This window comes from Aquimarina sp. BL5, assembly GCF_003443675.1.
Lineage (GTDB): Bacteria > Bacteroidota > Bacteroidia > Flavobacteriales > Flavobacteriaceae > Aquimarina.
Genome location: NZ_CP031963.1, coordinates 3,957,188 through 3,973,205, shown reverse-complemented (window position 1 = coordinate 3,973,205; position 16,018 = coordinate 3,957,188). Strand labels below are relative to the sequence as shown.

The window sequence follows — 16,018 nt, the reverse complement described above, 5'->3', positions numbered from 1 at the left end:
AACTTACTGCTATAGTAGGTCTTACTGACCTTTAAATTTCAATTAATTTGAAGAATGGTTACAAATCGATGCGATATTTTTTAATACTATAATCAATTTAATATTTAGGAAAACTATGAAGAAAAAGTATAAAATATTTCAGTAATAATCTAAAAGACTGTTGTGTCGGAGCTAACTGAAGACAAAATACTCACCTGCTCACAAAATAGCATACCGAGAATACTTTTTAACCAACAATTCTACGCTCGATGGATTTCTCTAAAGTCGAAATTTGAGAATTTACAGAATTTTGGTTCAAAAAAAATGTCTAAATGAAAACGAGCATCACATTATTTTTTTTCTACTTTAATCGTATACTTATCTTTATAGAGTATCATCAGGTTACAGAACGAAATGATAAAACCTGCCGATAATAAATAACATAAAAATAAAAGTACTATCAGCTGTATCCTATTAGATGCAATACTTTCTTTGGTCCAAGCTTTTTCTGGATCGCCAAGAATAATCATCATTTGCTCATTTCTAGCTGGTAAAAAACCATGAGAATCTTTAAATGCTTCGAAAGGATTTGTTTCTATTAACTCATTACCAATCACAATATCTTTATCCAGATATGGTAATGTTTTGCTTTCTCGTGCAAGATGATATGCCGCATAAGTTCCTACAAAAATCACGATGAAATTAATAGATAAACGCATCCATACACTGATGACTTTATTTTTTAAGGAGTATAAAATCAGGAATCCCGCGAGGGCAGTAGCAATAAATACCCCGAACTTCATTAAGAAAGTGGTATTGTCATCGGATGCATACCAAGAAGGTAAAGGGATTATAAAAGCCCCCGCAACAGATGCTATCCAAGTGCTAAGCAGTGTGATCTCTTTCCAGACTTCTTTAAATTTATTAACCAACATTGTTTCGTTATTTTGGAGCTTTTAGTACCAATTGTTTTTCCTCTTCACCGCTATTACTCATAATTAAATGCAGTTCTGGTTCTCCTACACGATCTTCTTTTTCTAACCAAAAAAGATAATACCCAGGTACAAAATCCTGAATAGCATTTTGAGTAGGTTGGTTAAACCGAAACCTTTTAATATCCTGTCCCTGCTCGTAGGACAATTTCCCGAAAACAAAAAAACCTTCTTCTTCATTAGAATTTACCGTTACTTTAATTTTTGTAGTAGCATTATTAGCTGCTGTATTCTTAATCGTTTGTAATTTAGCATCATAGTCTTTATAAATTGCACCTAAGATAAATGCCTTATCTGAAGTTGTTGTAAACTCTTTGTTCACTCGACTTACTGTTTTCTCTATTTCTTTTAATGTGGTTATATATTCAGGAGCAAGTGCATACTTTTCATTACACTTTTCTAAAACCGGAAATAATTCTGATCGCTTTTTTTCTAAGGTATCATAGGCACTGACAAGTTCCTTATCTCCATCTGCAACTATTTTTTCTCCAATACTAGCCAAGGCTTGTTGTGTGTTTGACAAAACTATTGCGAGGCTATTATCTTTTGGACCATAGCTTGCACACCCGCTTATAAGAACCAGTATGAAAACTATTACCGTTTTTATAATTATTTTTTTCATGAGTAATCATATTTAATATTGTTGGTCTATCATATTGAATAGTAAAGATATATTTCGAAATGGGTATCGGACTATTACAAATCCGACATATTAGAGTAATTTACCGACTCTTTACTTTAATTATTAAAGCTCTTCCATAACTTTTTGCCAATCAAATGCGGGCCCTATATCCCATTTTCCAGAAGATCGATAATTTACGTGAGATGTAATCCCTTTAAAATTGACTAACTCATTTTCTGCCACTATATCATATCGTTTATCCTCTGGCAGGAATACTGCAGGTATTTTATATTCTGCAGTTAAATACCGAAGTAATAAAGCCAAGCTTTTATATTGTCTGATCGTATATCTGGCATAATATTGTTCACCTCTATACGGTATGTCTAGCTTGGTATAAAATCGTGTTTCATTCATATGGCAGTATACGTCTGTATCACTATATACAGTAACTAGCTGGTCTCCAATTCTTTTCAGAAATCCAATATTAGACATTTCTATCGCTATAGTCCTCTTGGCACCATTAGTGTTTCCTCCTACGGCTCCAGAACCTAAGTGATATGCCCAATAGGCAGAAGACCACATATTAAGAATAGTACCATTTCTGGCAATGATAAAAGGTACTGATACCCGATAATTAGGCTTGGACAAAGCCGCCACGTCTCCTTTTAAATAGCCCGCGGTATAATGCAGTACAATCTGTGTTTTTGTGTTTTTCTCTTGCTCATAAAATGAAGTATCTCCATTTTTTTGCCTACAACTTATATAAGGCATGGACTCGTTAGTTCCTTTAATTGGAACCGTATTTGGAGTTAATACAAATTCTTTTCCGTCTGAGTCTCTTCCTGTTTCAAAAAAAGTATTCTCATGATTTGCTATACTAGTTGCCTTCATACCTTATTTAATTTGTGATTATAATGATATCAAAGGTACCGCTAGTCGTATCTCTATACTATCTCAAAACCGCCAAATACAGGGAAAATTGCGACACTTCTTCTTATATTCAAGAATCAATATTTTAACAGTATTCTACAATTTAGTTCCATTAAAGTTTTTGGATTATCAGTCTGAGCCTCCTCCAAAGGCGGACAGGTGTCGAAGATCTGTTGGGCTTCGAGAACCTCAGCACGCATTTTTCCAATGCCTCAGTCCGTATTTTTCGAACCCTGAGGTCTCTCGAAGGGTGAGCTGTCATACTGGGACTTTCAAGGTACAATATACTAACGCTTCTCTATACTTTTTTCTTGATTAAAGGTCTTCATCATATTTTCAAAATCTTTATGAATTCTACCTTTTACTAGCCAGGCTACTGCAAATGCATATAACGCTACCCACTCTAACCAAAAGGTGTAGGCAGGAAGTATGGTGTCAAAATTTATCCCTAGCATTGCTTCCAAAACAAAAATCAATACCAACGCACCTACAGATGCCCAAACGATAATACCACTTCTGCGGAACAATCTGTTTCTAGAAGAAGATGCATCGTGATTTAAAACAAATTTGAAAAAACTCATATACCCTAGCAAAAAGAAAAATGAAGCCGCGCTTAGCAAGTGAATTGCTCCCAGAAGTCCATTAGATGCGTGACCAAATAGATACGGAGCATCTGTAAAAAACAAAGTGCCTAATGGGTTTTCTGATTTGGTAGGAATCAATGCAGTAACAAGAATACATATTCCGGCAATAGTAGTGATCAAACGATCACTCATCAACTCTCCTTCTTGTTTTGGGTATCCTCTATAATTTATAAGAAACAAGCCAAAGGCCGAAAGGATTAAAATAAAAAATACCCCACCTGATGTATAATAATAATGACTCATACTAGAGAGTAATTCCTGATGTGTTACTAAGAGCAGTATAGGTAATGCTAACCCAAGGATCCCTATTGTTTTTCTAAGCGAATACATTGATTTTTTATCTTCCATAATTGTGTTATTTATACTTTTTTCAAATGTATAAAGAGAACATATCTTATAGTTATAACAAAAACGGCAAATCAAGGGAATTTTGCGACAAACTAATGATCTAGACCTGTCAGGTTTTAAAAACCTGACAGGTCTGAACATCCTCTCCTAACCTATCCTTTGGAAGGAGAGGAACTATATCTTTTGTAAATCAACCAATAAGGGTAAGTAGGGATTGGAAATTTAATATGCTACATTTTACAGAGCATTGATCTGATACTTAGCTTATAACACGCCATATTTTGATACATATATGGGTCGTAGAAATCCTGCTTACCCCCTTTGATTACCATTTCGAAGCGTTAACGAACTATTCCGAAGGATTAAAACAATACTTCGAAGCAGTTCTATAAGACTTGATTACCAAAGGTGATCGTCGAAGTTGATTGTTATTTTTTGCTTGTGCTCTGCGAATGTCTGTGACTTCGCCACACTACACATGTCCTTTTCTATACACACCTTCTCACTGTTAACGCTACGAAGTTCCAAACTTCGCAGAGCAGGTTACTTTCATACTTGTTAAATTGAATGGTTAAAAATTCAATGATTGAAAACTTTTAGTTTCATTACACCTTTATAATTAGAAAGTGTAAATCTGAAAGATCAGGTGATTGCTTATTTTACATAAAAATAATACTATAATTTCTTTGTTACAGGTACGTTATCCTCTACTACTTCTCTCTCCTAGCAATTATAATTTTAAAGTGTGAAGCCGATTGATGCAACACTAAATTTTCAGGTTCAAAAGCAGTATCAGGCAAAGTATCCGTCCTTGTAACAGTGGCTCCATTAATACGATTTATCCTTCCGTTATCTTGAACAAGGTATATAGTTTGGTCTTTCATTGCCGAAAATGCCTTGATCTCTTCCAATCCACCCCAAATTCCTTCTTGTCGCATTAAAAGATAATATGCGGCTACTGGAATTCCTTCTCTCCCATCTACATCCCTAGCTAGATTTCGTAAACCTTGACTATTACTACTTCTTAACATTCTTCCTATTTGGTTGTCCACATAACCATGTTTAATAAGCCCCTGCGCTTCTTGGTAACTTACAATATCTTGACGTAATTTAAAAGCTGCGGGTGCACTATTAGTTCTTCCCAAAGCATAAAACAAACAATCGCCTTTTCCTTTATTATCTTCAAATAACCACGGACTTTCGGCATCCTGTATTTTCTCTTTTGGAGCTTCATTAATATTTTCGTTATTTAACATTCTTGCAATAGCTTCTTTATTCATTTTTCGCTGTGACTCGGTTTCATACGATGCCTTAGGTGCTTCTTTTGTTGGTTTACTTTCGGCGATATGATTTCTCATTAAATGTACAATGCTATTCACCGTTTTACCTTTTTTAGGTTGAAGCTTTTCAGGCATTTTTTGCTTAAAAAAATCAATTACTGTGGACTTTGATGTATTTGTAGTATTTTTTTGTGCTTGTAAAATTCGTAACTCATTTTTTCTCTGACCTTTACTAACAATCGTAAATGTATTTAAGGTTCTTTTAATTACAAACTGACGTAACGTTTCATCATCATTTTCGTTTATTGCTTTACCAATGATTTGCCTATAATCGTAAGCCGCAATTTTTATTTTTTTACTAGTAAGATTCATAACTTCAGAAGCTAAAAATCCTTTTTGAAAGTCATTTAATAGATGTAATGGGAGCTCAAAATTTGCTGGTAAATCGTTTAGTGTTTTTTTCTCTTGTTTTGTACGTTCATTAATTTTATCATTTACAAACTCTAAAAATTTATCATCGCCCCGAGTTGCATAGGAAGCGTCCTCATCAATCAATTCTCGGAGTACAATCAGAAAATTAGCATACTCATCAATCTCTCGTTCACTTTCTAACCCAGGATTTATGCGAACTCGACCACCAGGACCAGGAATAAACGAAATATTGGTATATGGAAATCCAAAACTTGCTCTTTGCCCTAATCCTTTATTATGGTTTTCGGCCCATTTTTTAATTCGTAACATATAACGATTACTTTGCTTATTCTCTGGATCTATTTGATCTGTTCTAATGTCTATAAAAACAGCATTTGGGTCGCTATTTTTTGCAATGTATATGTTTTCCTTAATAGTACTTTTTTCGTGTAAACCTGCAGCAGCCAATTTATTATAAAAACGATTTGTACTTCTCATCAATGCTTGCCTATATCGTTCTTGATGGTGACTTCCATGTGTAGCTACATGTGTAAGTCCTTGGTGGGTTAATCCTGTTGCATGGCCTTCTTGCTTTAAAATACGCTCATTAAACTCTTGGTAATCATCTTGATTGTTAATGGTTACACTAAAACCACCATAATAATTATCTAGCCCCAACATATCAAATTTTTGAGAACTTCTATTTAAGACCACATTTAAGGCACCACTTTGTATGCGTTCTTTCTGAGATACTAAAAAATCATAAACTTCTTTAGACCGAACATAATCTATTGTACAATCAATAGACACCGTAAATTTATCTGCAACTTTCTCTTCTGCATATAACTGATTTACTTGAGCTATAAGATTTTCGGTAGCATATTCTTTTCTTGTAGCCGAGATGTTGTGGTGGAAATCACAAGCATATATATCAAATTTCTCCTCAGATTCAGGAACTTTTCTTTTTCCGTCCCAAGTATAACTTTTGTACGCTTTTGACTTTTGAACAAGTCCAGCATATCCTTTACTCCCAACAGTTTCGTAATAATTATCTTTCAGTATTAAAATATTCAATACATTACTTCCTTTTTGTAATTCCACACCTGAAAGTGTGCTACTAAAAGAATGCATATACGAAGGTTGGTGATGAATCATTGTATGAAACTCTTCATAAATATTTGGAGATACTTCTTCCGCTTTTACTGATTTCTTTGGTGCTACTTTTTCTTCTTTTATTGGTTTTTCTATGGCTTTTTTAGTTCCTTTTTTCTTCTTAAGTCCAGCCATATTAAGCAACCTCGACATAGTAGATTTATGATTTGTTTTTTTTGGTGCTATGGTAGGCGCTACAGTTTTTACTATTGCTTCTTCTTGTTTTGGTTTGCGTTCCTGATTTTCCAAGATATCATAGTCAAGTCCTTCTATGGGTGATTTTGTATGTGCTGCTAACATGGCATTGTGAAAATCTATATCTTGACGATACGGTTTTACAATAGCCAATATCATTTGAATATAATTATGAAGTAGTTCTATGGCATTTATAAAGCTATCCATATTGTTTATAGAAACCATTGCTGATAAAATTCCTAAGTGCATACGCACGTAGGTCATTTTTAATAAACCAGAAATTCTTTTTCGTTCAAACACTTGGTCTATGGTTTCTCCAATAGGTAATTTAGTTAAACCTTCTATTAGATCCGCAGTAGCATTGCTATAAATCTGTACGTATGGAGGATGGTCTTTATTATCAGATAATGCTCTAAACTTTTGAAAAATAGTTGAGCTTACAAAAGCAGTTAAAGAATTGTATAGATTTACATTTTTAGTATTGATTTTCGCTTTTGTATTTGCTTCCTTAGTACCATTTTTTGCTTTAAACATTTCTAAGATTTGTACCAATTCATTTCCTTCAAAACCTTCAGCTAACGTTACAGGTGAAATGCCTTGAGCTGCTAGTACATTTTCGAAGCTACTGAATTTTAAATTCGCTTCTTTAGCACTCATCGGATCTATTTTTGTACCAGCACTTCCTAAAGTTGATTTAATAGTTGATTTAAAATTTTTAACATTTAAGGTTTCCGCTTCAAATTCATCTTTCGACTGTAATGGGGTCACCAAATCAAATTCAAGGTAAAAATGAACTCCTTCATGAACATCGATAGCGAATATATTTAGTTTTTCCAGACACTTTTTTATTAATACATTCCTTGTATTTGCTTCTGTATCTGTTTCTGTATCAATCTCTATAACTTCATAAATTGTAGTAAATAAAGCTTCACTTAACTCACCTTGAATTTTAGTAATTACATCTTGTAATGTTGTTTCTTCATCCTTTTCTTTTACTTGCGCTTTGTAATATGGACTGATATCTAAAACAAAATCTTTTTCTACAATCTTTCCTACTTGTAATTGCGTACAAAAATTGATAACAAATGCTGTAAAATTAGCTACAGAACCTATCTTGGTTTCTTCTGAACTCGCTATTGTATTTTCTCTTTCTGTGTATATTAATGGATACTCTCCTAGAAGATCGTCCATTGTGACATCGCTATCCACTTCTTTTTTGCGATTAGGAATCTCATGAATGTCTGTAATGCCTTTTTTTGTCTTTAATTTTTTTTTAGTTTTCTTTTTTTCCGTTGGATCTTTTATCTTCCTCACAGGAGGGTTATTTTTTTGCTGCACTGGGGTTATTTGCTCTGGTAAGACAGCTTCAAACCCTTTATTATTCCTAACGGCTTCATTCAAGACAAATTCTACTGCATAATAATAGCCAGCATCAGCTATTAAACCTGCTATATACATTTTACTTAAACAGCTTTCTAATAAGGTTTCTTGTTCGAGTTGACTTGTTGTTTTCTCTTTTACTATGCGAGTTAACACTTCTGCTAAATTATTTTGAACTTCAATAACTAGCGCTGAATGATTGATTGGTGCTTCTTTTGCTTCTTGTAAAGATGTATAATAATTACTAATATCTATAACGAATTGATTAGCTACAGTAATTCCTCTCATGATTTGGTCAAAAAAATTACTTATAAGTTCTTCAAAGGTTTGTATACTGTCAATATTGATGGCTTCAATTCCTACATTATCATCGGTTTTTATAGTGTATAGTAGAGGAAATGCTCTTTTCGCAGTTTCTAGTGCAAGTGAATCGCTAACTATAACAATATTATTATTTACGCCAAGTTCTGCTCTAAGTAATTCTTCTACCGAATCATTAATTGGATTTGTTCCATCACTCCTGTAATAGCCCCCTCCGTTAAAAAAAGCAGTGCCTTGTTTTCCTCTATAATCGCTATGAAATTGTTTGTTTTTTTCTTTTTTATCGTGGACAGCTAAGGTATCAGGAGCTGTAAAGGTTGCTACTTTGGAATAGTTTTGTAATGCAGCTAATGCAATATCGCGTCTGGTTTGCTTAGCTTCTTCGTCTCCTTCTTCTTCAGCTTGTTCTAAAGATCTATAGGCATCCATTAAAATAGCCAAACCTAGATACCACTCACGATTTCCTTCTTTATACTTTTGATTTGGATGAGGATTTCCTGCGGGTCTTACTAATTTATGTGGATCAATGTAAACAGGATGTATTCTTCGGTTATATGGAGGCCAATCTTCTGCGTTGGTAAACTCGTCTCGCTTTACATAACCTGATTTTGAAATCAATGCTGTTTTACCATCTTTAAATGTGAGTTTTCTTCTAATTCTGATAAAACTAAAATCAGGATGATCAATAACTTCACAGGAAGACACAACTTGGTCATCCTCAAAGAGTTTTATCGGTATTTTAGTAAATTGTTGTTGCTGATTGTTCCAATTGTAGAAATAAGCAACTGGCTCTCCTTCTATTTGAACTATTGGCTTTTTTTTCTTTTTGTTTCTTCCAAAATTTAAAAAACTCTTTTTATTTCCTAGTAAATCTGTTGCGTCTGGCGGAGTTGGTGCCTCTGGTGGAGTTGAGGCTTCTTGTGTTATGCCTAAATACACCTTTTGCTCTTCAGGTGTATTTTCATTTGTTGCTTCTACCTCTTGAGTTTCTTCTTCAAATTCGTTTATTTCTTGTATTTCTGGTTGTCGTTGTGAGCCGTTTTTTGATTGCTCTTCTTTAGTGTTTTTTCCTTGTCCCATTGTTGAATTTAATCGTATTTAAAACTCGAAATTTTGTGTGTAAAATGATCTGATTTCGATATCACTAAATGATAATTCTCAATACAATCTCGATTGATATTGAGATTACTAGACATGATATTCAAAAATCATTAAAATTTATAACTATAACCCGTTGTGCATTTAAAAACTAAAACAGCCCTAAATTGTAAGTTCGAGTACTTTTGAGGTACGAAAAAGTGTATCGAGGACTATTTTAAAGTTAAAATTCTTATTCTCGATACACAACAGAGTTATATATAAATATATAGGTTAACTTAATAAAATCCCCTCTTTTATTAATTCTAATTTTATGGCATTTTCTAATCGATCTTGCGTAATTGTTTTCTCATTTTTGGCAAGCGTTTGTAGCGTACATCTTCTAACCACATTCATCATTATACCTCCCGAAAGTTTATATTTTTCAGCAATGTACCATAGGTCTATTTCGGCAGCTAAAGGAATTTCTTTTGCAAACGATTGTTTCCAAAGTTGATAACGCTCTGATACATCAGGAACTTTAAATTCAATCATTGACTGAAATCTACGTGTAAAAGCATCGTCGATATTATCTTTTAAATTTGATGCTAGAATTACAACGCCTGGAAAATCTTCAATACGTTGTAATAAATACCCGATTTCCTGATTTCCGTAACGGTCATTTGCCGAAGAAACTTGTGTTCGTTTGCCAAATAGTGAATCTGCTTCATCAAAAAATAAAATCCAGTCGTGTTGTGATGCTAAATCGAAAACTTTGGCAAGATTTTTCTCCGTTTCTCCAATGTATTTTGAAACGGTCAAACTTAAATCTATTCTATATACTGGCTTTCCTGTACTTTTTCCTAGTATAGCAGCAGCCATACTTTTACCTGTTCCCGGTGGGCCATAAAATAAGCTTTTATACCCCGGTTTTATGCGCTTTCCTAAATGTAAATCTTGTAAAATTGTGGTGCTAAATTGTATCCAGTCTCGAATCTCTTGTAACGCTGTTCGCAATGTTTTTGACACTACTAAATCTTCCCAATTTAGTGTTGTGCTTATGGGTTGTGCTGGAAAATCTGGTCCGTATTCAGGACTGTAGGTAGTGCCATCAATCAAATATTGTGCATGTGCCTGTGTTACTAACCAAATCGTTGCCATAATAGGCACTATTTTTTTAGTATCTGAAATACTAATTATTTCTTTTTGTACAACTTTAGAGTTTTTTGTAAAGAGATATTGATAACGTATGCGTTCTATTATATTCTCTCCTGCTAACAAAAACATAGCTGTTTCAGCAGTGGGTATAAAACCATTGTGTTCTTTTATAATAACACCTCCAAAAGCGGTAAAACGTCGATTATATTCGGTGTCTTTTTTGGAAAAAACATCTAATATCGTAGGTTGTATGTGCGGTGTTAATGCTAATATTAATAGCAAACGCTCTTCAAAACTAAGTGCTTCTTTTTTAATGAATGTACTGTAGGGTGTTTGATAAGCAGTAATAGTTGGAGGCTCAACTTCCAATATTGATGTGTAAATGATTTCTTGATTAAAATGTAATGCTATTCGTACGTGTATGATTTCATATAACCAGTCTAACTCTCTATGGAGTACCTCAGCATTTTCAGATACAGTATTTTGTTTTGTTTCATTCAGCAGTGCTTGTACATTCATTCTTTCGATGATTTTTATATGAATAATTATATAATTTTCGCCTTGTCAACTTTCCAATAGCAAATGTAGGGATCAAGCCCAGATGCCCTTCTAACAATAATCCTCCAAATTCGCTATAACGACGATTATAGTACTTGTTTTTGGTCAATAATATGTCTAGAACCTCTGGTTTTATATGAGGAACCAATGCCAAAATAAGCAGTAATCGTTCTGCAAAGTTGAGTTTGTGTTGTTGGATAAAACGGGCATAAGAGCCTTCTTTATCTACTATATTTGGTGGCACTAATTCCTCAATGGATGTATATGGTGTTTCTTGTTGGAAATGGAGTTCTAAACGGGTTTGCAACACGAGACTTAACCAGGATACTTCGGCTTTTAAAACTTCGGCATTACTATTATTTGTGTTTCTAATAACACTATTGTGATGTATCGTTTCTATGATTGCTGATTTTTCCATATTGTTATTTCTTTATACTTTATTAAGGTTCTTCTTTGTAAATCGGACTTCGAGAACCTCAGCCCTCGTATTCCTATTTCTTATTTATAATTCATTCAATTCTTCAGTTTTAAAGTCTCTCTTCCATTTTATTACTCCCTCCCCTCGGGGGAAGGGCTGGGGATGGGAATAGTTGCTTTCTAATCCCATCCTAAATCCTAAAACCTCATACCCGATACCTCATCACACACATCTTAATACTCTTGCTAAATCGGGCTTCGAGAACCTCAGCCCTCGGAATCCATATTTCTAAATCTCAAAAACTCAATACTCAATACTCAATACTCAATACTCAATACCTCATCACACACATCTTAATACGCTGCATAAACCGGGCTTCGAGAGCCTCAGCCCTCGGAATCCATATTTCTAAATCTCAAAAACTCGCGCACATCTCAATACTCAATACTAAATACTAACCCCTCACAACCACTCTACCACCAACACTTCTGTCATCCAGGGGAGCTTTACGGTATGAAAACCCCAAGGCAATTTTTCTAAGGTAATATCATGAGTTTCTCGTTGCACCTGTAACAACCAATGACCATCTCTGGTACGTAAAGATCCGGGGCGACATAGATAGGAAGTTCTAAATCCATCTATGGATAGGTTCTTCCAATGTGGGCCCTGTCCTATCACCGCGCTTAACAATCCTTCTGCCATTTCCTTTTCCTCTTCTGATAGTGTAATTGGGGATATTACCTCTTCTATAGCCACACCGCATAACAATTTGTTTAACGGTAGTGCACCTTCAAACAGTTCCTGATCCTCTCCTTCACACAGATACTGTAATGCACAAATAGCAGTATGCCGAGCGGTTGCATTAGTAAAGGTTTTATCGGTGATCAGCCCCAAATTTTCAAAAAAGCGTACTAAAAATGGCCAGAAAAGTACCAATCCGGCGTTTTTTATGGATATAAAATCGGTGTCTTCAAAAGCGGCCGGCAACTGATCTACGATCGACTTCGGCTTTGATGCAATCTGCTGTACTTGTTTTTGTACTCCATTGATATAGGTTGCCAAGGGTATTAATACATGATTGGCATCTATCGCTTGGTCCTGTGTCTTTCCTACATCTCTTAGCAATTGTATACATTCCTGTAAGGTCTGCGCAGGCAACTGATCGAAAAAAGGGGTGTTTATGATGGTTGATAGTTGTCTAAAAAATTCTTGCCATACGGTATTCTTAGCTTGCCTGGTTGTATAGCTAGCTACTAAAGATTTGATCTCATAGACATCGTATGCTTGATATTTTTTGCTACTTCCACCATGATCTATTCCTAGTCCTGCTAATGTACCTTGGAAGCATTCTTGTTTGAAGGACTTGAAATCTTTAGACGTATCAAACTTCTGAAACGCTGTTTTCCAAAAAGTAGCCTGTATCTTTTGCGATGTGATGCCGTATTTTTTGTGAATTCTATGTTGAAATTTTTCTAAAGCAGTCACTATTTCTTGTATAGGGATCTCAGAAATCAACTGAAAAGATTGAAGCAATTGTGTCGCCGTACTTATATGTACAAAACGTTCTAGCTGCTGGGTACTCCATCTCAATTGTTTTAGCAAGGTGATGAAAGTGGTGTTCGGCTTTTGCAACAATTCTTCTAATTGCTCCAAAACATATGCTTTGGTTGTGTCCTTTGCCCACCACGGCAATATCCCGGTTTTCAGATAATATGCTACTGTTCTAATAGGTGTTTTTTCTTTGAGTTGACTGACCTCATCTTTTTGTTCCACTTCATCAGATTGCTGATATCCAGTGAATGCTTCTTGAAGTTTTTCTTGTAATTCTTCCTCAAAAACAGTCGCGAAATCTTTTACAGATACCTTTCCTAAATCTAATGTAAGTCGATCAATCTGCAACGGTTGATCACCCATATTATTAGTAGTATTCCCAAATATACGATCCATAACCGTTGTTAACTGATGCCGACACAGCGCACTTAGTTCTTGCTGTACAGCAAAAGTATCTGCAGTAGAAGGCAAGTGAATTTCTAGAATCTGTTTATTGATGATATGTTTTTGCTGTGTCATAATACTACTTATCCATTGTTGATTTCTTTTAGAAAACGATGATGGGCATGGTCAAATCGTTGCATTTCTTCTTGATCCAACCATTGGATATTGGTCTTGATATGTACCGGGGTCTCCTCACGTATCGTTAATGCAATGAATTTCTTAAAATCTTCATCTTGATATTGTTCTATCCATCCGGGTAGTGCAAAGCTTACTTGAAGGGAATACGGATCATTAGGAGCCGCTGTTGACATCCATCGGCCTCCTTCTTCTTCTGCAAATGGTACGGCGATGTCAAACCCTTCTTGTGATACCGAAACGATGGTATGTACCCCATTATAAATAGCTGTTCGGCTAATCTCCACCTGATCTCCGGGTTGTAAGCTATGTTTTCCTATCCTACAAAATGTATGATTTGATTCCGTTCCTGATACTTCAAAAGTAGTAATTGGAGCGGATTGCAGATAATAGCGAATATCGGGAGTACGCTCCCAGATTCCTCCTGTTTCGGATTCCTGAAAAGGGGCTTTGATTTCGAAAAAATCATCTCCTACCGCCAAGACGGTATAGGTTCCATTATAGGTATCATTTCCAGTAATTTCTATTTCTTCTCCTGCTAATAGTTCGTGTTCTCCAATAATACAACGCGTAAATTCCTCGGTAATAGCAACTTCGAATCGCTCAATTGTAAAAGGTGTATACGCTGTAGTAAAGGGATACGGGTACGGTTTTCTGTGTCTTAGCAAAATATGTTCTACCATGTGTATCCCTGCCGCAGTGCCGTCCCCCAGGTTTCTACGGCTATAGTCTTCTATTCCTATTTTTAGTGCAATGCGTCGCTCTAATCCCGAAATATTTTGAGTATCCCAAACCGCTTTTGTAGTATCAAAGGCTTTAGCTTTACAGGCACTCACCACTGGATATTCTTTTAGAAAACGGGCTTTATCCCGGATCAATTTTTTATCCATCGCAACAGTATCGTTGTTCAGGTCTTTTAAAACCATACCATAGCCTGTGAATTTTTCTGCAAATCGGGCCAACAAATGATTTTGAAATTTATTTTTTCGCAATAATCCGGCAGTAGCATCAGTGGTCATTTCGCTTAGATAGGCTTCATAACTTTCTTTACTACCGATCACTTCAGACACTCCGGGAATACAGTCCAACAGCGATTGATTCCAATAGGTTTTGGTATCTTCTCCATCAAAACTCATTAGTTTTTTAAAGTGTGCTAATTGCGAAAAATAATTGGCCAATGTTTGCTCAAAAAACAGCAAATACCCGCTCAATTGCTTAGCCTGTGCTTTTCTCACAGGAGAAGCAGAATCTGGTAATCCTATTTCGCCAACCCCATAATTATCCGGAAATTGATTTTGTATCGGATCATATTTTTCCAATTGCTGTACCTGAGTTTCTGGTAGAATCATATCCCGTTCTTTGGGCGCTATTACTTTTGTTGCTCCTGCTATTCTTTTTTGATTGTATAGTGTTTTGATCCTTTCGGGATCGATCCCTACCGTAAGTCCTTTGGAGGTAAATGATACTTGTGCCAAGGTGCCGTCAACATCCAAAATAGGAGTTTTGGAAGGATCTAGCGGTAATATCCAATTTTTTACCGTATTAGTTCCCGTCGCTAGGGCAATTGTATCAATAGCCAGCACACCGTTCTGATCCATAATTTCTTTGATCACATCCGAGGTTTGCAACTCTGTTTTTCGGTAGTTATGGATCAGGTCCTGATCTTCTATAAACCCATGATCCAATCGAGGGCCTTCAAAAATTTCGTCGGTTGTTTTCCCTTTTTCTAACTGTTGTTGTAGGGTATAGAAGGGAATACGAGGCGAAAAATGAGTGCTTATACGATGTAATATCCCTGCTACCATTTCATTGACATCATCTACCGTATCTGCAATTTCAATAACACCATGTAATCGGACATCTTGTGGATCTAGTGATTCTATTTCTGCAAAATCTTCGCAAACCGTTCGGCATGCATACAATCTCTCTCGGACGGCAGGAACAATTTTACTCCCATTAAGATCCGATAAACCATCTATTTCTATAAAAACCTGATACAATCCTTTGGGAACAGTTTCTCCATCGTTTACTGAAATCGCAGCAGATCCTTTTTGTGTTACTTTTTCTATCCAGGCATTTTTAACGCCCTCTACATCAATCGCTACTTTGCGAATATCCAATACCGTTACTGGATTTGTGGTTAAAATGGTAGCGGGACTATAGAGATTTTCATAAGTACTGGCAGTATCACTGGCTATAATATCCTGGATATTGTAATCCATACGATAGGCTAAATCTGTAATGGCATAGCATACTTGCTCTAGGATGGTAATCCCAGGATCGTGAATATTATGATCGGTCCAGGTATCTCCTGCCATTTGTTGTATCAGTTTGATCCCTTCAGCACGAAGAAATTCATAGCTCAATGCGCTGTTTTTTGGAACTTCTCTGGGTATGGTGATTGTCTCTGTCATGGTGTACTG

General features: G+C 35.5%; 9 protein-coding genes. All 9 read right to left on the bottom strand.

The genetic code is table 11. The features are described from left to right. Nucleotides 1–329: 329 nt before the first annotated feature. Nucleotides 330–914: a hypothetical protein gene (locus tag D1818_RS16595; protein WP_118460096.1), complete on the bottom strand. Its 585-nt coding sequence runs from the start codon at nucleotides 912–914 to the stop codon at nucleotides 330–332. A gap of 7 nt (nucleotides 915–921) precedes the next feature. Next, the gene (locus D1818_RS16590; protein WP_118460095.1) at nucleotides 922–1,593 is read right to left on the bottom strand and encodes a hypothetical protein; all 672 of its coding nucleotides are present in this window, start codon (nucleotides 1,591–1,593) and stop codon (nucleotides 922–924) included. 123 nt (nucleotides 1,594–1,716) lie between these two features. Continuing rightward, a complete protein-coding gene (locus D1818_RS16585) occupies nucleotides 1,717–2,484 on the bottom strand; it encodes an N-acetylmuramoyl-L-alanine amidase (protein ID WP_118460094.1) in 768 nt (255 codons plus the stop codon). 326 nt (nucleotides 2,485–2,810) lie between these two features. Further along, nucleotides 2,811–3,515: a hypothetical protein gene (locus tag D1818_RS16580; protein ID WP_118460093.1), complete on the bottom strand. Its 705-nt coding sequence runs from the start codon at nucleotides 3,513–3,515 to the stop codon at nucleotides 2,811–2,813. Nucleotides 3,516–4,225: 710 nt separating this feature from the next. After that, nucleotides 4,226–9,334, bottom strand: coding sequence for an OTU domain-containing protein (locus D1818_RS16575; protein ID WP_118460092.1), 5,109 nt, complete (start codon nucleotides 9,332–9,334; stop codon nucleotides 4,226–4,228). 291 nt (nucleotides 9,335–9,625) lie between these two features. Further along, the gene (locus D1818_RS16570; protein WP_118460091.1) at nucleotides 9,626–11,008 is read right to left on the bottom strand and encodes an ATP-binding protein; all 1,383 of its coding nucleotides are present in this window, start codon (nucleotides 11,006–11,008) and stop codon (nucleotides 9,626–9,628) included. After that, nucleotides 10,983–11,465: a hypothetical protein gene (locus D1818_RS16565; RefSeq protein ID WP_118460090.1), complete on the bottom strand. Its 483-nt coding sequence runs from the start codon at nucleotides 11,463–11,465 to the stop codon at nucleotides 10,983–10,985. The genes D1818_RS16570 and D1818_RS16565 overlap by 26 nt, the downstream gene beginning before the upstream one ends. Before the next feature lie 462 nt (nucleotides 11,466–11,927). After that, on the bottom strand, nucleotides 11,928–13,535 hold the full coding sequence (locus tag D1818_RS16560) for a contractile injection system tape measure protein (protein WP_118460089.1): 1,608 nt from the start codon (nucleotides 13,533–13,535) through the stop codon (nucleotides 11,928–11,930). An 8-nt stretch (nucleotides 13,536–13,543) separates the two neighbouring features. Then, on the bottom strand, nucleotides 13,544–16,009 hold the full coding sequence (locus D1818_RS16555) for a hypothetical protein (protein WP_118460088.1): 2,466 nt from the start codon (nucleotides 16,007–16,009) through the stop codon (nucleotides 13,544–13,546). Between the last annotated feature and the right edge of the window lie 9 nt (nucleotides 16,010–16,018).